We start from the raw sequence: 19625 nt of genomic DNA, 5'->3' as shown, positions 1-19625 counted from the left end.
GGCGCTACCGGGCTAGGTGGCAGGATGCGAAGACTTCCGCCGGAACCTGCGTGACATCCACTCACCCAGATCATCCACCACCGTGAACGCGGCCGGGATCACGATCAGGCTGAGCAGCGTGGAGGTGATCAACCCACCGATCACCGCGATCGCCATCGGCGCGCGGAAGCTGGAGTCCCCCGCAAAACCCAGCGCGATCGGCATCATGCCCGCGCCCATCGCAAGGGTGGTCATGATGATCGGCTGTGCACGCTTGCGGCAGGCATCCACCAGTGCATCGTGCTGGCTCATGCCGTGCTCGTCCTCGGCGATCACCGCGTAGTCCACCAGCAGGATCGAGTTCTTGGTGGCGATGCCGATCAGCATCAGCAGGCCGATCAACGCCGGCAGCGACAGCATGTTCTGGGTGATCAGCAGCGCACCGAACGCACCACCGGCGCAGAGCGGCACCGCCGCCAGGATGGTGACCGGCATCAGCGCATGGTTGAACAGCAGCAACAGCACCATGTAGATGCAGACCAGACCGGCCGCCATGGCCAGCATGAAGCCGATGAAAAGCTCCACGAACACTTCGGCATCGCCGGTGTTGAGGAAGCTCACGCCCGGCGGCAACTGCTTCACCCCGGGCAATGCCTGCACTTCAGCCATCACCTCGCCCAGCGGACGGCCGTTGAGTTCGGCGGTGAGGGTGACATTGCGCTGGCGCTGGTAGCGCGAGATCTGCGACGGGCCACTGCCCTGCTGGATATCGGCCACCGCCGCCAACGGCACTGGGCCATCGCGCCCCGGTACGCGCAACTGGCTGATCAATGCCGGGTTGGCCAGCGTCGCTTCGGCGAAGCCCACGCGGATCGGCACCTGGCGGTCCGGCAGGTTGAGCTTGGCCAGGCGCTGTTCGTAGTCGCCGGCGGTGGCGATGCGTGCGGCTTCGGCGATGTCGGCCGTTGCCACGCCCAGATCGGCGGCGCGCGCCGAGTCCGGAACGATCTGCACTTCCGGCCGCAGCAGCGAGGCGGTGGAGCTCACGCTGCCCAGTCCCTGGATGCCGCGCAGGTCGCGTTCCAGCGCGGTGGAGGCCTCCTGCAGGCGTTGCGGATCATCACCGGACAGGACCAACTGAAGCAGGTTGCCCGGTTCGGAACTCACGTAGCTCACGCGCACGCCGGGCAGGTTGGCCAGCTTGTGCCGGGCCTCGCGTTCGAGTGCGCGCTGGTCGCGGTCACGGTCATCGGCCGATCCCCAGTCCAGCACCAGCGTCGCCTTGCGCGGCTCGCCCACGCCGGTGGCGCCGGGGTCGCCGAGGTCCAGCACGCTGCCCACGGCGGTGTAGACCTGCTTGAGTTCCGGCATGTCGGTGAGCAGCGCGCGGGCACGTTCGGCCACCGCCACGGTGTCCTGCAGGCGCGTGCCGGGCGGCAGTTCCAGGTTGAGGTTGCTGCGGCCCAGGTCGGACTGCGGGATGAAGGTGGCCGGGATGAACGGCACAAGCCCCAGCGAGGCGACGAACAGACCGGTGGCCAGCCACAGCGTGCGGCCACGGTGGCGCAGCGCTGCGTCCACCCAGCCCAGGTACCAGACCATCAGGCGCGAATCCGGCTTCTCTTCGCCATGCGGCTTGAGCAGGTAGGCGGCCATCATCGGGGTGAGCAGGCGCGCCACCAGCAGTGAGAACAGCACTGCGGTTGCCGCAGTCCAGCCGAACTCACGGAAGAACTTGCCGGCGATGCCGGGCATGAAGGCCACCGGCACGAATACCGCGGCCAGCGTCAGCGAGGTGGCAATGACCGCATTGCCGATCTCGCCGGCGGCTTCGCGCGCAGCTTCCAGTGGCGGCTTGCCCATGCGCAGGTGGCGCACGATGTTCTCGATTTCCACGATGGCATCGTCGACCAGGATGCCAACCACCACCGACAACGCCAGCAAGGTGATGATGTTCAGCGTGAAGCCGAAGAAGTACATCACCGCGAACGTGGGAATGATCGACAACGGCAACGCCAGCGCAGCTACCCAGGTGGCACGCCAGTCGCGCAGGAACAGCCACACCACCAGCAGGGCCAGCAGCGCGCCCTCCCACAGCATCGTCATCGACGAATCGTAGGAGCGGTGGGTTTCATCGATGGCGGTGGTGACCAGCCGGAAATCAATGCCGGGATGGTCCGCCTTGATCTTGTCCAGCGCGGCATGCACGCCGGCTTCCACCTTGACCTCGCTGGAGCCGCGCGTACGCGACATCGAAAACGCCACGACCTGCTTGCCATCAAGCAGCGCCGCTTCGGTCGGGTCGGCGGCCGCGTCGGTCACCGTGGCCAGCGTGGAAAGACGCACCGCGCGGCCATCCGGCAGCGCGATGGAATAGTCACGCAGCGCCTGCGCATCGCCTACCGTGCCCAGCGTGCGGATGGTCTGCTGGGCGCCTTCTATCTCGGCCTTGCCGCCCGCGCGCTCCACCTGGATGCGCGCCAGCTGCTGGGAGACATCGCCGGCGGTGATGCCCATGGCGATCAGCGCGTTGGGGTCCAGGTCCACGCGTACCTGGCGCTCCACGCCGCCCACCCGGGTGACCTGGGCCACGCCGGGTACGCCGTACATGGCGCGCGCGATATCGCGGTCGACGAACCAGCTGGCTTCGTCGCTGCTCATGTGCGGTGCGACCAGCGCGTAGGTCATCAGCGAGCCGCCGATATCGACCTTGGAAATCACCGGTTCCTGGATGTCCTGCGGCAGGTCGGTGCGGATGCGCGTGACCGCATCGCGGGTATCATCCAGTGCGGTGGCGAGGTCCGCTTCCAGCTGGAACTCGATGGTGGTGGTGCTGACGCCCTCGCTCACCGTGGACATCACGCGCTTGACGTTGTTGACGGTAGCGACCGAGTCTTCGACCTTGCGCGTGACCTCTGCTTCCAGTTGGCTCGGCGAGGCGCCGGGCTGGGTCACCGTCACGGTGGTCATCGGGAAGGCGATGTCCGGGAAACGCGCTACTGGCAACTGGTAGAAGCCCCAGAGTCCGGCCACGCACAGCACGAAGAAGATCAGCAGCGCGGGAAGCGGGCGCTTGATCGCCCAGGCGGAAAAATTCATTGCGCAGCCGCCTTCGCATCGCTGGCCTGCGGCGTGGTGACCACGCGCACGCGGTCGCCCTCACCCAGGAAGCCCGCGCCTTCCACTACCACCTGGTCGCCGGCCTTCAGGCCTTCCAGGATGGCGGTGCGGCCCTGCACGGCCTGCCCGGTGCTGACGCGGTGGCGGCTGGCCTGCTGCTTGTCGGTGACGGTGAACACGTAATTGTGGCCGTCGCGCTGCACGATCGCCGCGGTCGGGATGGTCAGCGCCTGCCCGTCACCGGTGACGATGCGGCCTTCCACGTAGACGCCGGGCTTGAGCGGCCCGGGCGTGGGCAGGTCCGCGTACAGGGTGCCGGTGCGGGTCTGCGCGTCCACGCCGGGGGTGACCGCGCGGATGCTGCCGGTGACCACCTGGCCTGCGTAACGCAGTTCGATGGTGTTGCCTACGGCGACGTCGGCCAGCTGGTTTTCCGGCAGTTCGGCGCGCCATTCCAGGCGACCATCGCGGATCAGGCGCAGCAGCTCGGTGCCGGCCGACACCACCTGGCCGGGCTGCACCAGCCGCTTGGAGATCAGGCCATCGGCCGGCGCGCGCAGGTCGGCGAAGTCACGCCGCAGCTTGGCCGCATCGCGCGCGGCACGGGCGGTGGCAGTCTGGGCTTCGGCATTGATGCGGTTGGCGCGCAGCTCGTCCAGGCTGCTGGCGCTGATCAACTGCTGGGCGGCCAGCTTGGCGCTGCGCTCGTAGTTCATCCGCGCCAGTTCCTGCGAAGCCTGCGCCTGCCGCAGCGAGGCATCGGCCTGCGCCAGTTCGCTGTCCAGCGTGCGATGGTCCAGCTGCAGCAGCACCTGGCCTTTCTTCACCCACTGGCCCACGTCCACCGGCAGCGCGGTGACCCGCTGGCCGCTGATTTCCACGCCCAGCTGCATTTCCTCGTAGGCAGTGACCGGCCCGGACACCAGCACCGTGCGCGCCATTGCCTGCTGCTGCGCGGGCGCCAGCGATACCGGAAGCGCCGAGCTGTCAGCTGCGGTTTCATCGGCCGCTTCGTCCTTGCCACCGCAGCCGGCGAGCAGCAGAACCAGCAGGATCAAAAAGGGTGCACGCATGAGGGGCTTTCCGTGTGGAGGCATCAGGTTCAAAAGGAATGCGGGAGTCAGGGGGTGCGGCCAAGCCGCAGTTCGATGCCGTCCAGCATCAGCCCCAGGCCCTGTTCAAAACGGGTATCGAAATCAACTTCGCGCCAGACCTCGCGCGCTTCCCAGCAATGCGGGAAACGCTGCTCGGCCAGCGCCATGAAGGCCTCACCCAACGCTTCCATGCTGCCGTCGCCGGGCCAGGACTGTTCTTCGATGACATAGCCCATCGTGTAGTACACAAGGTCCATCGCCGTGGTGGCGGCAAAGCAGGCCGATGCACCAGCGCCAACCAGTGCGGCGATGCTGGCCTCGCCCACGCGCAGCACGTTTTCGGTGGCCAGGAAGGTCCCGGCATACACCCGTGCGCCATCCCGCCGCGCCTTGAACGCGACGCGGAACTCGCGTGCGATCTGCAGCAGGGTCTGGCGCCAGGACTGGCCATCGGGGATGGCCTGCGCCACGTCGGCGATCATCGCGTCGGCCATGGCATCAATCAGCGCCTGCTTGCTCTTGAAGTGCCAGTACAGCGACGGCGCACGGATGCCCAGCGAACAGGCCACCTTGCGCAGGGTGAGCCCCTCCAGGCCGGCCTCGTCGAGTATCCGGAAGGCCGCCCCGACGATATGTTCGCGGGCAATCGGTTGGCGCACGAAGTTTCTACCTAACGTTGTTAGGGGGCGAATCTAACAGCGTTAGGTTGGGGATCGCAAGGCCCGACCCGGTTGGGTGACGACCCGCTTCGGTGGGTGACGACCGTTGGTCGTCACGCCTTCGCCGCTGCGCTCGCCGAGAATGGCTCGGCGCTACCGTTCGGTCGTCTGGCACGGCACTGCCCGGGACGGCTGCGGCGCCGGACGTGGCCCGCAGCGGGAGATGTGATAAATCACTGCGTTCATGCGTTCTTCCTGGTCAGAGGAAGACCCACGCCAGCATGCCACCGGCGGGCAGAAAACCCAGAATCACAAACACGCCCAGGCACCCCGAACCGCCGCCGCGTCCATGGCCGGCATACGTATCGTGCTCACGTCGGGGCTGGGATTGCAGCCATTTCAGGTGACAGGGCGGGCAGAAGAACCGCGTTTTCCCACGACGCCATGCTTCGATGGTGCGATTGCTGTGCCGGCTGGCGGCGTTGCAACCTCCACATTTGAACACCATGTGCGGTGGCTTGCGCTTGGGCCAGAACGATCCCATCAGCCCCAGAATGACAACTGCGGCAGCAACGCCTGCAAGGATGGTTTCCGGGCTCACGATGCGTCCTTTCTGTCAGCGGTTCGAACCACGGGTTTCGGCGGGGGCGCTGCGATCCATCCCCCTGCACAGGGCGCGCCCGGACTCACTATATTCAACCGCGGCGTAATTGGCAGCATCCCAGCGTTGGTGACCCCGGGCCCGGGTGTGACAAAGCGTCGCAGCAGGCAGGTAAACGGCCATCTCACGCGCTGATCCCGCTGGCTTCCCCTAGAATCCAAGTCGTGCGCTTGCCCCTCTTCCACCGCTGGCTCCACGCCTGGGCATGCCTGGCCATGGCCTTGGTGATGGTGGCGCCGCTGATCAGCCGTTCGCTGGCGGAGCATCCCGCGCCAAGGGCTGCCCTGGCGCCCGTGGAAGCTGCCGCTAACCCGCACATGGGTAGCGCACACGATATGCACCATGGCATGCAGCACGCCATGCATCACGACATGACGGCACCGCAGCCGCCTGCTCACGCGGCATCGAGCGAAACCGAGCCGCCGGATCCCCACGCCAAGCATGAGATGGGCGTGGAGTGCGACTACTGCCTCATTGCTGCGCGGATGATCAGCCTGCTGGTCGCGCTGCTGCTGTTGCTCACTGTCTGGCCCGCAGCGTTCGGCACGATCACGGCACGTCACCCGACCCGGCCCGCTCCTGCGCTGGGCACGCTGGGCGCCCGCGGTCCGCCGGCCATCGCCTGCTGATTCAGTCCCCGGCCTGCGGCTGCATGCTGCACGTCGAGGCATGACTGAATCCCCGACTTCCCTTCCACCGGGCTGATGCACCGGATCTTCTGCCTGTCCCGACCGCCCCCGGTCGCGGCATTTCGATGTTGTGGACCATGAAAAAATTTCAACCAAAGCACCCGCTGCCAACGGCGATCCTGGCGGCACTGGCGTGCGCGGCCGCCTTACCTTCGGTGGCAGTCGCGCAGGATGGAACCGCACTGACGTTGGGCACCGTCCACGCCCGCGCGACGGCGCAGCGGGAGCTGCCGGCACGCCTGGTATTCACTTCGGTGGACGTCATCGGCGGTGACCTGCTGCAGCGGCAGAAAGTCGACCACAGCTGGGAGCTGCTGATGAACGCCCCCGGCGTGCAGGTGACCCAGTTCAAGATGGGCACCGATGCCGGCCGCTTCTCCTTCCGGGGCTTCAACGGCGAAGGCCGCATCAACGCGGTCAAGCTGCTGATCGACGGTATTCCCAGCAATGACAATGCCGGCGGGATGCCCTACCTGGATGCGGTGTTCCCGCTGGACATCAGTGCACTGGAAATCGTCCGCGGCACCAACGATGCCCGCTATGGCCTGCATGCCATCGCCGGCGATGTGAACGTCCTGACCCGCCAAGGTGGTAACGACGGGCAGGCCAGCCTCACCGTCGGCAGCTTCGGTACCCGCGATATCCAGATCGCCAAGGGATTCGAAAAGGGCGCGTGGGCGCAGAACTATTTTGTCGGCTGGCGCGGCTCCGAGGGTGAGCGCGACCATGCCGAAGCCAACCAGCGCAGCTTCGCCGGCAAGTGGTTCTACAGCAACGAAGAAGACCAGTGGCGTGCGGGGCTGAGCACCCGCTATTACAAGAACACCGCGCTGGAAGCCGGCTACCTGAGTTACGCCGAAGTGCAGGCCAATCCAACGCAATCCCCCGATTACGCGCGCGATGACCGAAGTGAGCGCCGGACCGTGCAGACCTCACTGCATGCCGATGGCCAGCTGGGCAACGGCTGGAGCTGGAATGCCAAGGCCTACCAGAATGACTACCGCAACCAGCGCTGGGTGACCTTTACCGCGGGCGGCGCACAGCAGGAGCGCTTCAACGACGAGACGCACCGCGGCGTGATCCTCAACACCACTTGGCGCCCTGCTACCTCGCTGGCGGAGTTGGTGCTGGATGCCGGCGTTGACGCGCAGTGGCAGGACAATCTCGCCGCCCGCTACCGCACCGTGGCACGCGAGCGCCAGACCACCCTGCGTGACTGGAGCTTCGACCTCGACACGCAGGGCGCGTATGTGCAGGCCGTGGTCAAGCCGGTTGAAGCGCTCAAGATCGTACCGGCCTACCGGGTGGACCACATCGACGGAGGGTTCCGCAACCGCGCCGATGGCAGCCATGCACCCGCTTACCGCTATGGCCTCATCAAGCAGCCGAAGCTGAGCGCGTCCTACGACCTGGGCAACCGCACCGTGGCATATGCAAACTGGGGCCGCACGTTCCAGATCGGCAGTGGCAACGGTGCTTACCGTATCCAGGCCAACAACGTGCTGCCCTCGCGCAATGAAGGCTGGGAAAGCGGGCTCAAGTGGACGCCGCTGCCGGGGCTGCAGACCCGCGTGGCGTACTGGGAGCAGCGCGCATCGGATGAAGTGGCCACCATCCTGGGCGTCAACGGCGCGATCGGTGCCAATGAAGTCGGCAATGTCGGCCAGACGCTGCGGCGCGGCTGGGATGCCCAGCTGAGCTGGCAGGCCAACGAGCAGTGGCGGGCCTGGGGCGCGTATTCGCGCCAGAAAGCGGTGATCACCGTGGCCGACCCGAGCGCGCCGCAGACGCGTGGCAGGCAGATCGAGAACGTGCCGAACTGGCTGGCCAGTGCCGGCGTGGAGTACGCGCCGCGGGTGGACTGGAGCTTCAGCGCATGGGGCAACGGGCAGGGCGATTACTTCGTGGAACGGAGCAATACGCTCGGCCGTCATGGCGGCTACGTGCTGATGAACCTGAGCGCGACCTACCACGTGGACAACCGTAACCGCGTGGCCCTGCAGCTGAAGAACGCGACCGACCGTTTCTATGTCTATGCCTGGTATGACAGCGGTTCCTCCGGTTACTCACCCGGTGATGGACGCGCGCTCTACCTGAGCTGGACCCGGGATATCTGACATGCAGACCACGCCTACCCGCAGCCCGACTGATCGCTGGCGCTTCCATCGTGCAGTGTGGCGGTGGCACTTCTATGCCGGCCTGTTCGTGCTGCCGTTCATCGCATGGCTGGCGGTGACCGGCGCGGCGTATCTGTACCAGAAACCGATCGACCGCTGGATCCACCACGATCTGAAAGTGGTGCAGCCCGCGCACGGCATGCCCACATCAGCGAGTGCCCAGATCGCCGCCGTTGAAGCCATCGCAGCAGGACAAACGTTCCGTTACACCCTGCCCGAGCGCGTCGATGGGAGCGTGGAAATCGGCGTGCAGCAGGCCGATGGAGCGCGCGATGTGTACTACGTCGACCCCGGCACCGCGCGGGTGCTGGGCTCGCTGCCGGACAAGGGCACCTTCTCCGGCGTGGTGCGCAGGCTGCACAGCCTGGACCTGATCGGAAGCTGGGCCAGCGCGTTGATCGAAATCGCCGCAGGCTGGGCGATCCTGCTGGTGATCACCGGGGTTTTCCTGTGGTGGCCGCGCGGGCAGCGTGGCGGCGTCAGCAGCGTACGCGGGCGACCTGCCCAGCGCCTGTTCTGGCGTGACCTGCATGCGGTGACCGGCGTGTGGGTGGGTGCGGTGCTGCTGTTCCTGGCCCTGACCGGCATGCCGTGGTCGCTGGTCTGGGGCAAGCAGGTCAACGTCTGGGCAAACGGCCACAACGTTGGATACCCGGCTGGCGTGCGGGTGGACGTACCGATGTCCGACCAGCGTCTGGCCGATACCACCGCCACCAGCTGGTCGATGGAGCAGGCAAGGCTGCCGACCTCGCACGTCGCCCCTGCGCAGCACGCCGCGCCGCCACAGCAGCAGGCGCACGAGGGCCATGAAGGTCACGGCGGCAGGGTGTCCGGTGATCTCGCCCCGCAGCCCGGAGCCATCGGCATCGATGCCGCGCTGGAGCGCTTCAACGGGATGGGCATGGCACCCGGTTACAGTGTGGCGCTGCCGCGTGGTCCGATGGGGGTGTACTCCGCGTCGGTCTATCCGGAGCAGGTCAGCCTGCAACGCGTCGTGCACATGGACCAGTACAGTGGCCGCATCCTGCTGGACATGGACTACGCCGACTACGGTGCGCTTGGTCGGGGACTGGAATGGGGCATCAACGTGCACCTGGGCCAGCAATACGGCACCGTCAACCGGCTGGTGCTGCTGATGGCCTGCGCGGCAATCTTCCTGCTGTGCGTCAGCGGTGCGGTGATGTGGTGGAAACGCCGTCCCGCCGGTGGCATCGGCATCCCTCCCCTGCCGCATGCGAAACGCACGGTCGCCATCGTGTTCGCGCTGCTGTGCATCGGCGGCATCCTGTTCCCGCTGATGGGACTGTCGCTGCTGGTCATCGGCGTGCTCGATTTCATCCTGACCCGCGGCTGGCGCAGCAGCTAGCGGCGAAACGCTGCTTCCTGCGCCCCGTCGTCGAAGCAGGAAATCAGCAGTTCGGTCAGCGCCCGCACCTTCAGCGAGGGGTGCGGGCCCGGCGGACGGATCACGTAGATACCGGCTGCCGGCGGCGGATAACGCGGCATCACCGGCACCAGCGTGCCAGCATCCAGGTACGGCTGGGTGAGTCCATCGGGCAGCCAGGCGATGCCCAGCCCCGCCACCGCCGCGGCAATCAGCGCAGTGCCGTTGTCGGCCTTGAAGCGCCCACGCGGATGCACGGTCACCACGGCATCGCCATCGCTGAACTGCCAGGCTTCGGTGCCCTGCATCAGCGCCTCATGCGCCAACACTTCGTCCGGCGTTTCCGGCGCGCCATGCGCCGCCACATACGCCGGACTGGCGACGAGCTTCCCGTACAGCGGTCCCACGCAGCGGGCGACCAGGTTGGAATCAGGCAGGTAACCCACGCGGATCGCGCAGTCGAATCCCTCCGCCACCAGGTCTGCGAAGCGGTCGCTGTAGGACGCGTGCACATGCAGTTGCGGATGGCGCCGCGCCATTTCGGCGAACACCGAAGCGAAGTGGGTCGGGCCAAACGTCAACGGAGCGGCAACCCGCAGGCGACCGCGCAGGTCACCACTGGGCAGGATCGCATCGCGCGCCGCATCGATCTCCGCGCAGGCCTTCGCCGCATGATCGCGGAACGTGGCACCGGCTTCGGTCAGCGCTGCGCCGCGCGTGGTGCGTGCCAGCAGCTGCACACCCAGCTCTGCCTCCAACCGGGCCAGCCGCCGGCTGACGATCGACTTGGACACATTCAACCGGCGCGCGGCAGGCGAAACACCCCCTGCGTTGGCCACTTCCACGAACGTGCGCAGTTCTTCGATATCCACCGTGACCTCCCGGATCCACTCGCCAGCCTGACACACGCCGGGCCCGTCCCGCGTTCCCCATTGTGCGACACAGCTTGGCAGTAAAGGGTTCTACCGCCCCGGACGCGGGGATGACAAGGTTCGGTTTCGCTGCACACCCCTCGGCAACAGGATGACTCCATGACCTTCCGCAACGGCCTTTCCTCGCTGCTCCGCCCTGAAGATTCCGTGCTGGTGCTCATCGACCACCAGCCCTACCAGCTGGCAAACCTCAACAGCCACGACCCGCATGCCGTGGTGAACAACGCGACGGCGCTGGCCAAGGCAGCCAAGGCCTTCAAGGTGCCCACCATCCTGACCAGCGTGATCGCCGATCGCGGCGGGCTGATCTTCCCGCACATCACCGATGTTTTCCCCGGTCAGGAGGTCATCGACCGCACCTTCATCAATACCTGGGAAGACCCGAAGGTGGTCGATGCGGTAAAGGCCACCGGCCGCAAGCAGCTGATCATCGCCGGCCTGTGGACCGAAATCTGCGTGGCGATGCCGGTGATCCAGGCGCTGGGCGAAGGCTGGGATGTCACCGTGATCACCGATGCCTCCGGCGCAGTTTCGGTGGAGGCCCACCAGGTGGCGATCCAGCGCATGATCGCGGCCGGCGCCAACATGATGACCTGGATGGCATTGGCCGCCGAATGGCAGCGCGACTGGGCGCGCACCGAGCACGCCGCCGAACTGACCGAGGTGCTCAAGCAGCACGCCACCGGCAGCGGAATCGCCTACCTGTGGGAACAGCAGCTGCTCAACACGCCGGTGCCGCCGAGCGCGGGCTGATACACCGCGATCCGATCCGGGAAACCGGTAGCGCCGAGCCATGCTCGGCGAGCGCGCAGCGCGGCGCAAAAAAAATGCCCGGCATGGCCGGGCATTCTGTTCAGAGCGTGACGACCAACGGTCGTCACCCACCGTGATTACTTGATCAGGCGCAGGGTGAACGGGTAGCGGTAGGCTTCGCCGTTGTTGGACTTCACTGCGGCGATGATGCAGAAGACCACGTTCAACACGCCGACCACCGGCATCAGCAGGGCGCCGATGAAGACGATCATCAGCACCACGCAGATCGCCATGGCGATGGCGATGGTGATCTGGAAGTTCAGCGCTTCCTTGGCCTGGTCGGTGACGAAGGCCTTGCTGGCGTCGTCCTTGTTGATCAGCCAGATCACCAGCGCGCCGATGAACCAGGTGAAGATGCCCAGCAGGTGCGCGGCCAGTGCCATGGTGCGCTGGTCGGCCGGGGCCGGCTCCACGCTGGACGGCGGCGGCGGCGGGGCGGTGACGTTGTCGAATTCGCTCACGGAAAACTCCTTTTAAGGTGTAGGGTCGGCGCGACCCACTCCCCGTGGGCCGTCGCAGCCCGGCAAGAGTACGCCAATAACGACGTCAGTCGTTACCGGCGACCGTCATTTTGCCGATCAGCAGCGAGCCGATGGCGATGTGCGAACGGACGTCCACGTCGCTGCCGATCGCCTCGATGGACTGGAACATGTCGCGCAGGTTGCCGGCGATGGTGATGCCGTCCACCGGGTACAGGATTTCGCCATTCTCCACGCGGAAGCCGCCGGCACCACGCGAGTAATCGCCGGTCACGCCGTTGACGCCCTGCCCCATCAGCTCGGTCACCAGCAGGCCGTTGCCCATCTGCCGGGCGATGGCATGCAGGTCCAGGCCCGGTGCGCTGGCGGCCACCTGCAGGTTGTGCACGCCACCGGCGTTGGCGGTGGTCTGCAGGCCCAGCTTGCGCGCCGAATAACTGCCCAGGATGTAGCGCTGCAGCACGCCGTCGCGCACGATCGCCGAGGTCCGGGTCGCCACGCCGTCGCCATCGAAGGCGGCCGAGCGGCGGCCACGACGCAGGTGCGGCAGCTCGTCGATCTGCATCCAGGCCGGGAACAGGGAAGTGCCCAGGCTGTCCAGCAGGAAGCTGGACTGGCGGTACAGCGCGCCGCCCGAAATCGCCGACAGCAGGTGGCCGACCAGACTGCGCGCCACTTCCGGTGCGAACAGCACCGGCATGCTGCTGGTGGCCATCGAACGCGGCTGCAGCCGGGCGATGGTGCGCTCGGCGGCCTTGCGGCCCACCGTGGCCGGGTCTTCCAGGTCCTCGCGGGCCAGCGCGCTGGTATACCAGCCATCGCGCTGCATGCCGTCGCCCTGCCCGGCAATCAGCGCCACGCTGATTGAATGGTGAGTGCCACGCTCGCGGCCGAAGAAGCCGTGCGAGTTGGCATACACCGACAGGCTCTGCCCGGTCGATGCCGAGGCGCCATCGCTGTTGCTGATGCGCGCATCGCTGTCGCGGCCGGCCGCCTCACAGGCCAGCGCCAGATCGATGGTCTGGTCGGCCTGCAGCGCCCATGGATGCCAGCTGTCCAGTTCAGGGAATTCGCGGGCCATCAGCTCGGCGTCGGCCAGCCCGGCGGCGGCATCGTCTTCGGTATGCCGGGCGATCGCGCAAGCCTGCTCCACCGTGGCCACCAGGCTGGACGGCTGCAGGTCGGCAGTGCTGGCGCTGCCCTTGCGCTTGCCGAAGTAGACGGTGACCGCGATCCCCCGGTCGGCGGTGGATTCCACCGTCTCCACCTCGCCCAGGCGCACGTTCACGTCCAGCCCGCGGTCCTCGCTGCAGGACACTTCAGCCTGGCTGGCGCCCAGCCGGCGGGCGTGGTCCAGCAGCTGCTGGGAGATATCGGCAAGCTGTTCCAGCCGGGCCTCGGTGCCAGCGGCAGCGGCCGCTTCAGGGGCGATGACGTTCAATGCTTTATCCTGTACAGGTTGGGCCCGGCACTGCGCCGGGCGACGTATTTACGAAAGTAGGAAAGACGATGCGCGGACGCGACGAAGAAACCGGTGAATTCCACGATAAAAGCCGCAAGCAGAAGCGCAACGAAGCGCTGGACGTGCTTGCGCTTGGCGAAAAGCTGGTTTCGCTGACTCCTGCGCAGCTGGCGCGCCTGCCGGTGCCGGAAGACCTGCTGCCGCACATCGCCGAATGCAAGCGGATCACCGCCCACATCGCGCACAAGCGGCAGCTGGCGTTCCTGGCCAAGCACATGCGCCGGGAAGAAGAGTCCACGCTGGATGCCATCCGCGAGGCGCTGGACGCCAACAGCGATACCGGCCGCCGCGAAGTGGCGATGATGCACCGGGCCGAAGACTGGCGCGAAAAGCTGATGAGCGATGGCGACGCCGCGCTGTCCAAGCTGCTGGACGAATACCCGCAGGCCGACCGCCAGGAGCTGCGCACGCTGGTGCGCAACGCCCAGGCCGAGAAGGCCAAGAACAAGCCGCCGCGCGCCTACCGGGAAATCTTCCAGGTGCTGCGTACGCTGATGCTGCCGGCCGCGCTGGGGCTGATCGTGGCCGACAACGGCGAAGACGCCGAAGCGGTGGAAGAAGACGCGGACGACAGCCAGGATTGAGGCCTGCGCTGCCGGGAAAGCCGCCGAGCATGGCTCGGCGCTACCGGGCAGGGATACCGCCGGGAAGCCCGCGGCGCTGCCGGGCAGGGGCACCGCTGGCATCACGCCTGGGTGCCACCCACGGTGAGTCCATCGATCAGCAGCGACGGCTGGCCCACGCCGACCGGTACGCTCTGGCCGTCCTTGCCGCAGATGCCGACGCCCTGGTCCAGCGCCAGGTCGTTGCCGATCATGCGCACCTTCTGCATGGTCTCCGGGCCGTTGCCGATGATCGTGGCGCCCTTCACCGGCGCGGTGATGCGACCGTCTTCGATCAGATAGGCCTCGGTGGCCGAAAACACGTATTTGCCGCTGGTGATGTCGACCTGGCCGCCGCCGAAGTTCACCGCGTACAGGCCCTTCTTGACCGAGCGGATCATCTCTTCCGGGTCATGCTGCCCGGCGCGCATGTAGGTATTGGTCATGCGCGGCATGGTCAGGTGCGCGAACGATTCGCGGCGGCCGTTGCCGGTCGGTGCCATGCCCATCAGGCGCGCGTTGAGTGAATCCTGCATGTAGCCGACCAGGATGCCGTCTTCGATCAGCGTGGTGCACTGGGTGCGCTGACCCTCGTCATCGATGTTGAGCGAACCGCGCAGGCCTTCCAGCGTGCCGTCATCGACGATGGTCACCCCCGGCGAGGCCACCCGCTCGCCCAGGCGACCGGCATACACGCTGGTACCCTTGCGGTTGAAGTCGCCTTCCAGGCCATGGCCGACCGCTTCGTGCAGCAGCACGCCGGGCCAGCCCGGGCCGAGCACCACCGTCATCACGCCGGCCGGTGCGGGTACCGCCTCCAGGTTCACCAGGGCCTGCCGCAGCGCTTCGCGGGCGAAGGCTTCCGGACGGCCACTGGCAAACAGTTCGGTGTAGTCATAGCGACCACCGCCACCGGAATAACCGGATTCACGACGGCCGTTCTGCTCCACGATCACCTGCACGTTCAAGCGCACCAGCGGGCGGATGTCCGCGCCCAGCACGCCGTCGCTGCGGGCGATCAGGATGGTGTCCACGCCGCCGGACAGGCTCACCATCACCTGCTTCACGCGCGGGTCGGCGGCGCGCAGGTAGGCGTCCAGGCGCTTGAGCACTTCCACCTTGGCTTCGTTGCCCATGCTGTCCACCGGATCCAGTGCCGGGTACAGGGCGCGCGCATCGCCGCGCAGCAGGGACTTGCCGGTCTGCGCCCCACCCTCGCGCGAAATCGCGCGGGCCGAGTGCGCGGCGTTGGACAGCGCGTCGCGGTGGATGTCATCGGAATAGGCGAAGCCGGTCTTCTCACCGGAAATCGCGCGCACGCCGACGCCCTGTTCGATGGAATGCGCACCGTCCTTGACGATGCCATCTTCCACGCTCCAGCTTTCGCGGCGGGCGTGCTGGAAGTACAGGTCACCAAAGTCGATGCCCGGGCCCAGCAGGTGGCCGAAGGTGTTTTCCAGGGTGCCTGCATCCAGCCCGGCGGGCTGCAGCAGGCGGTCGGTCGCGAGGGTAAGGGCGTTATCGGTCATGAGCTTCAATCTGGGGGCAGAACGCGGCCATGGCAAGCCGCGTCATGCAGAGGGGAGTGCCGAGCGCTCAGCGCGCGGTCGGCTTGGGCGGCGGCGGCACGGACGCATCGCGCTCCACCACCTCCACTTTCGGTTCTTTCCAGGGGCCGGTGACACGGTAGGTCTTGGCCCCGATTTCGCCCAGCGGCTTGGACAGCACCGCATTGGTGGCCGCGCCGAGCGCGGCGCCCACCGGACCGCCGGCCACTGCGCCCACCACCGTCAGCAGGTTGCCCGAGCGCGGGTTGACGTCGATGGTCTGGTCGAACTGCTGCGCGCGCAGGTCGGTACGGCCGCGGATACGGATGTTGGCGGCCGGGCCTTCGATCATCACCCTGTCGGTGGTGGCCGATCCATCGGCGAAGGCCAGCGTGCCGGCGATCTGGTTGAACGCAAAGCCCTTGGAGAAGAAGTCGCGGAAGTCCAGCATCAGCCGGCGCGGCAGCTGGGTGATGCTCAGCAGGCCCAGCACGCGCCCCGCACCGGGCTCCAGTTCCAGCAGCTGGCCGTTGCGTGCATCGACCTTCATGCTCCCCTGCAGGTTGCCCAGCTGGAAGTCCGACGGCCCACCGGCCCAGCCGGCCTGCAGGTCGATGCTGCCCTGCCCGCCACGCAGCTGGCCACCGTAATCCAGGTCGCGCAGCAGGTCGCCGAGGTCTTCGCTGCGCACCTGCGCGGTGAGGTCGGTGCGTGCCGCAGGCCCCTTGCCCAACCAGCTGCCACGGACATCGATGGCCTGTTTCGGCGAACGGAAATCCAGTTGCTGCACGCGCAGGCCGTTGGCAACGGGCTGGGTGCGCACCACCGCCTGGCCGAGGTTGATCTTGCCGAACTGCAGGTCGGCGATGTCCAGCGACAGCGGCGGAATGGCGGCTGGATCAGTGTCGTTGGCGCTGGCCTGAACGCGCGCCGCCATCACTTCACCATCGGGCATCACGATCGGCGCGCCATCGCGCGGACGCGGCTGCGCCGGGCCCGGCAGCGACTTCCAGTGCACGCGCTGCAGGGCGCCGCTGATGGTGCCGCCGCTGGCGTTGGGCACCTGCAGCTGGCCGGCCAGCGAGGGGCCGTCCAGGCGCACGTCCAGGTGCTGGGCGGTCGGCCGCAGCTGCAGGCGGGTCTGTTCGAACACCCCGCCGATCAGCAGCAGCTGGGCCACCTGCACATCCACCGAACGCAGCGGCATCGGGTCGCTGGGCGTGCCGTCGTCCTTGCCATCGCCGGCCGAACCACGCGCCAGGGATATCCATTCGAGCGCATCCAGCGAGCCGCTTCGGCCATTGACCGCCAGCCCGCTGGCCGGCGGATCGCGGTCCACCCGGGCACTGCCCAGCGTGACCTGCACGCCGGTCTGGCCCTGGTGCGTGCGCGCGGCCAGTGCCAGGCGCTCGCCGAAGGCCACGTCGATGCGACCATCGCCCATCGGCAGCTGCGCCGCCACGCGGGTATCCAGCGCCTCGGCGGCCGGCTTGTCCAGTGGTGCCGGCAGGCTCAGCGTGGTGCCCACCAGGTTGGACTGCAGGTGCAGCCGCGCAGGCGGGGTCGGCGCCGCAGTGCCGCCCGCTGACGGCGCCGCAGCCACCGCCTTGGGCATGTCCACGCCGATCTTCCAGTCCGAGCGGCCTTCGATGTAAGGCTTCAGCCAGGCCATTTCCGGAGCGCGGTCCAGCAGCGTGCCGGCGTCCAGGTTGGCATCCAGTTCCGATTCGAAGGCCAGCTGCGGATCGCGCACGAAGCCGCCGGCGCGCAGGCTCAACGTGCCCGGCGCGCCAAGGTGGCGCACGCTGAGGTTGTCAGCCCCGAAGCCGCCACCGGCGTACTTCGCGCTGCCGCGCACGTCCTCGAAATCCAGCGCATAGCGCTTGTCGGACAGCTTTACGCCATCCAGCGCCACGCTGCCCTGCAGGTGCCCGGGCTGGCCGGGATGCAGCGGCTGAAGCAGGTCGAAATCCACATTCGCCGGGCCGCTGGCGCTGAGCGCATCCAGAGTGTCGCCGTACTGTCCGTGCAGCGGACTGCGCCGCAGCATGGCCAACAACCGGCTGGCTTCGCTGCGGCTCTGCGCACGCACGTACAGCGGGGTCTGGCCGAAGTCCTCGATCCCTGCTTCCATCGCATCCACGTTGACCCCGGCCAGGTCGCCGCGGCCCTTGAGCGAAAAGCCCGGGCCGATGAAGGCGATGTCCGCATCCACCCGGGTCATGTCCGGCCAGGTCTTCTGGAAGCGGATGGTGCCGTCCTCGATATGGCCGGTGGCCTCGAAGCGGCCGTTGTTGCGGTCGAACGGCCAGTCGTCCAGGTCACCGGTGACCAGCCCGATGCCGTTGCGCACGCGGCCGGACTGCAGCGCGGTATCCAGCCAAGCGCGCGCGTTGGCGCTCATCTTCGAACGGATCCAGAAGCGCTTGGCGGCGGTCATCGGTACATCGTCGATCTTCGCCGCCAGCTGCATCCACGGCCGCGTCCCGTCGCCCTGGAACCACAACCCGCCGCGCACGTCGGCCGCGTAATCGGTGCCCTGCACGCGCAGCGCCGGGGTGCCGATGCGCCAGCCACCGGCTTCGTCGTGCCAGCCCACCACTTCACCGGCCAGGCGCACGTCGTGACGCACGCCGAAGCCCTTCGGCCAGTCGAACTGCAGTTGCTGCTGCGGCTGCAACTGCAGCGAAAAACCTTCGGCGTCGCCCTGGAAGCGGCCGCCTACGCCGGCCAGTCCCGGCCCGCCGTCCACGCTGGAAAACGCCAGCGTTTCCAGGTCGCCCTGCACCCACAGCGCACCGTTGCGTTCGCCGCGAGCCTGCAGCGAACGCACGCGCACCTGCGGGTGGGCGCGGTACAGCCAGTCGCGCAGCCCGGCGTCGACCCGATCGGTCAGCGCCAGTCCGCGCAGCAGCACGTTGCCATCCACGTTGTCGGCGACCAGCGCCATGTGCTGCCCGGCACCGACCAGCAGGCCATCAAGCACCTGTTCGCGGCCGTCGGCACGCACCCGTAGCAACGGCGCCTGTGCGCGCCAGCCACCTGCGCTGTAACGCCATCGCGCGCGCATCTGCAGGCGCTCCACGTCCAGCGTCGGCCGCGCCACATGGGCCGTGGGCGCGCCGGCCAGGTGCAGCGCGGTCAGGTCCGAATCGGTGGTGACCATCACCGGGCGGAAGTCACGCAGGGCCACCCAGGCATTGAGTTCACCGCGGCCCTGCAGCACCTTCACGCCGGCACCGGAGAGCAGCGACGACCACGCCTGCAGGTCCACCGGATCCCCGCCCAACCAGGCCTCACCATTGCCATGGCGGCGGTCCACGTCCAGCACCGCCGAAAGCGGCAGCGCGTCTTCCCTGGCCCACGCCCGCACGCCCACGCGCAGCCGGTCACCGTTGACCCGCAGCCGCACGTCCAGCCGCGGCAGGGTCGCCTGCAGCCCCAGCGAAGGCGCATCCACGGTCAAGCGACCGCGTTCGACCTGGAGTTCACCGAGCCGCCGCAGCGCATCCAACGGATCGCTACCCGGCCGGCTCGGCAGGCCGCGCACGCTCCAGCGCCCGTCGTCGGCTCGCTGCAGGGTGAGCGCCAGTCCGCGCAGGCGCAATTCGGTCAACGAGCGCCCTGGCAGCAGGCCGGCGTACATCGCCACCTGCACTTCGGCCTGGCCCACGCGCAGGCCATCGCCGGCCCCGATGCGCAGGCCATCGAGCTGCAGGAGTGGGCCACGGCGGGTCCACTGCGCTTTCAGGTCATCGAAGCGCACCGGCTGGCCGGCACGTGCGGTCAACCAGGCGGCAATCTGTTCCGGGTTCCGCTCAGCCAGCGGAAGCAGCTGGCTGAAGGTACCCACCAGCAACGCCACCGCCACCAGGGTGATGGCGGACGCGTACAGGGCAAGACGGCGGATCCTTCGCAGTCGCAGGCGCGGCGGCGCGCTCATCGGCCCTGGCCGGCAACCGGCCGG

At 67.6% G+C, this 19625-nt stretch carries 14 protein-coding genes; 5 read left to right on the top strand and 9 right to left on the bottom strand.

What is annotated here, in order from left to right; translation table 11 throughout:
* Positions 1 to 12: 12 nt before the first annotated feature.
* The 4 genes from CXG43_RS13700 to CXG43_RS19185 form a co-directional block, all read right to left on the bottom strand.
* Complete coding sequence (locus tag CXG43_RS13700; RefSeq protein ID WP_101100415.1) at positions 13 to 3078, bottom strand: efflux RND transporter permease subunit; 3066 nt, start codon at positions 3076 to 3078, stop codon at positions 13 to 15.
* On the bottom strand, positions 3075 to 4172 hold the full coding sequence (locus CXG43_RS13695) for an efflux RND transporter periplasmic adaptor subunit (protein ID WP_101100414.1): 1098 nt from the start codon (positions 4170 to 4172) through the stop codon (positions 3075 to 3077). Before CXG43_RS13695 ends, CXG43_RS13700 begins: the two co-directional genes overlap by 4 nt.
* Positions 4173 to 4219: 47 nt before the next feature.
* Entirely contained in the window at positions 4220 to 4852 is a 633-nt protein-coding gene (locus CXG43_RS13690; RefSeq protein WP_101100413.1) for a TetR/AcrR family transcriptional regulator C-terminal domain-containing protein, read from the bottom strand.
* Positions 4853 to 5111: 259 nt separating this feature from the next.
* Positions 5112 to 5453, bottom strand: a complete 342-nt coding sequence (locus CXG43_RS19185; protein ID WP_157825148.1) for a hypothetical protein — start codon at positions 5451 to 5453, stop codon at positions 5112 to 5114.
* A 287-nt stretch (positions 5454 to 5740) separates the two neighbouring features.
* On the opposite strand from CXG43_RS19185, the gene CXG43_RS13685 reads away from it, so the two are divergent.
* From CXG43_RS13685 to CXG43_RS13675, 3 genes are all read left to right on the top strand, one after another.
* Entirely contained in the window at positions 5741 to 6142 is a 402-nt protein-coding gene (locus CXG43_RS13685) for a DUF2946 family protein (protein WP_232767795.1), read from the top strand.
* Positions 6143 to 6279: 137 nt separating this feature from the next.
* Complete coding sequence (locus tag CXG43_RS13680; protein ID WP_101100411.1) at positions 6280 to 8319, top strand: TonB-dependent receptor; 2040 nt, start codon at positions 6280 to 6282, stop codon at positions 8317 to 8319.
* Position 8320: 1 nt separating this feature from the next.
* A complete protein-coding gene (locus CXG43_RS13675; RefSeq protein WP_101100410.1) occupies positions 8321 to 9745 on the top strand; it encodes a PepSY domain-containing protein in 1425 nt (474 codons plus the stop codon).
* Here CXG43_RS13675 and CXG43_RS13670 read toward each other — a convergent pair.
* The gene (locus CXG43_RS13670) at positions 9742 to 10635 is read right to left on the bottom strand and encodes a LysR family transcriptional regulator (RefSeq protein WP_101100409.1); all 894 of its coding nucleotides are present in this window, start codon (positions 10633 to 10635) and stop codon (positions 9742 to 9744) included. The two genes, CXG43_RS13675 and CXG43_RS13670, sit on opposite strands and share 4 nt — an antisense overlap.
* A gap of 159 nt (positions 10636 to 10794) precedes the next feature.
* Between CXG43_RS13670 and CXG43_RS13665 the strand changes: the two genes are divergently transcribed.
* Positions 10795 to 11448 carry an isochorismatase family protein gene (locus CXG43_RS13665; RefSeq protein WP_042612250.1) on the top strand — a complete coding sequence of 218 codons (654 nt, stop codon included), beginning with the start codon at positions 10795 to 10797 and terminating at the stop codon, positions 11446 to 11448.
* Positions 11449 to 11585: 137 nt separating this feature from the next.
* Here the strand turns inward: CXG43_RS13665 and CXG43_RS13660 are convergent, their stop codons facing one another.
* Positions 11586 to 11969 carry a DUF4870 domain-containing protein gene (locus tag CXG43_RS13660; RefSeq protein WP_042612249.1) on the bottom strand — a complete coding sequence of 128 codons (384 nt, stop codon included), beginning with the start codon at positions 11967 to 11969 and terminating at the stop codon, positions 11586 to 11588.
* An 85-nt stretch (positions 11970 to 12054) separates the two neighbouring features.
* Positions 12055 to 13428, bottom strand: a complete 1374-nt coding sequence (pmbA, locus tag CXG43_RS13655) for a metalloprotease PmbA (RefSeq protein ID WP_101100408.1) — start codon at positions 13426 to 13428, stop codon at positions 12055 to 12057.
* A gap of 68 nt (positions 13429 to 13496) precedes the next feature.
* Between pmbA and yjgA the strand changes: the two genes are divergently transcribed.
* Positions 13497 to 14093 (top strand): ribosome biogenesis factor YjgA, encoded by a 597-nt coding sequence (yjgA, locus tag CXG43_RS13650; protein ID WP_101100407.1) that lies wholly within the window; start codon positions 13497 to 13499, stop codon positions 14091 to 14093.
* Positions 14094 to 14194: 101 nt separating this feature from the next.
* Here yjgA and tldD read toward each other — a convergent pair whose 3' ends face one another.
* Positions 14195 to 15640 (bottom strand): metalloprotease TldD, encoded by a 1446-nt coding sequence (tldD, locus tag CXG43_RS13645; RefSeq protein ID WP_101100406.1) that lies wholly within the window; start codon positions 15638 to 15640, stop codon positions 14195 to 14197.
* Between the two features lie 67 nt (positions 15641 to 15707).
* Positions 15708 to 19601, bottom strand: a complete 3894-nt coding sequence (locus CXG43_RS13640) for a YhdP family protein (protein WP_101100405.1) — start codon at positions 19599 to 19601, stop codon at positions 15708 to 15710.
* Positions 19602 to 19625: the final 24 nt, after the last annotated feature.

This window comes from Stenotrophomonas sp. Bg11-02, from assembly GCF_002836635.1.
Taxonomy (GTDB): Bacteria; Pseudomonadota; Gammaproteobacteria; order Xanthomonadales; family Xanthomonadaceae; genus Stenotrophomonas; species Stenotrophomonas lacuserhaii.
Note: the sequence above shows the minus strand (reverse complement) of the source record. Positions and strands in the feature narration are given on the sequence as shown.

Bases quoted from the DNA above. Each gene is read 5' to 3' on its own strand.
- CXG43_RS13700 (WP_101100415.1), bottom strand. From the start codon at position 3,078: ATGAATTTTTCCGCCTGGGCGATCAAGCGCCCGCTTCCCGCGCTGCTG.
- CXG43_RS13695 (WP_101100414.1), bottom strand. From the start codon at position 4,172: ATGCGTGCACCCTTTTTGATCCTGCTGGTTCTGCTGCTCGCCGGCTGC.
- CXG43_RS13685 (WP_232767795.1), top strand. From the start codon at position 5,741: ATGGTGGCGCCGCTGATCAGCCGTTCGCTGGCGGAGCATCCCGCGCCA.
- CXG43_RS13680 (WP_101100411.1), top strand. From the start codon at position 6,280: ATGAAAAAATTTCAACCAAAGCACCCGCTGCCAACGGCGATCCTGGCG.
- CXG43_RS13675 (WP_101100410.1), top strand. From the start codon at position 8,321: ATGCAGACCACGCCTACCCGCAGCCCGACTGATCGCTGGCGCTTCCAT.
- CXG43_RS13665 (WP_042612250.1), top strand. From the start codon at position 10,795: ATGACCTTCCGCAACGGCCTTTCCTCGCTGCTCCGCCCTGAAGATTCC.
- yjgA (WP_101100407.1), top strand. From the start codon at position 13,497: ATGCGCGGACGCGACGAAGAAACCGGTGAATTCCACGATAAAAGCCGC.
- tldD (WP_101100406.1), bottom strand. From the start codon at position 15,640: ATGACCGATAACGCCCTTACCCTCGCGACCGACCGCCTGCTGCAGCCC.
- CXG43_RS13640 (WP_101100405.1), bottom strand. From the start codon at position 19,601: ATGAGCGCGCCGCCGCGCCTGCGACTGCGAAGGATCCGCCGTCTTGCC.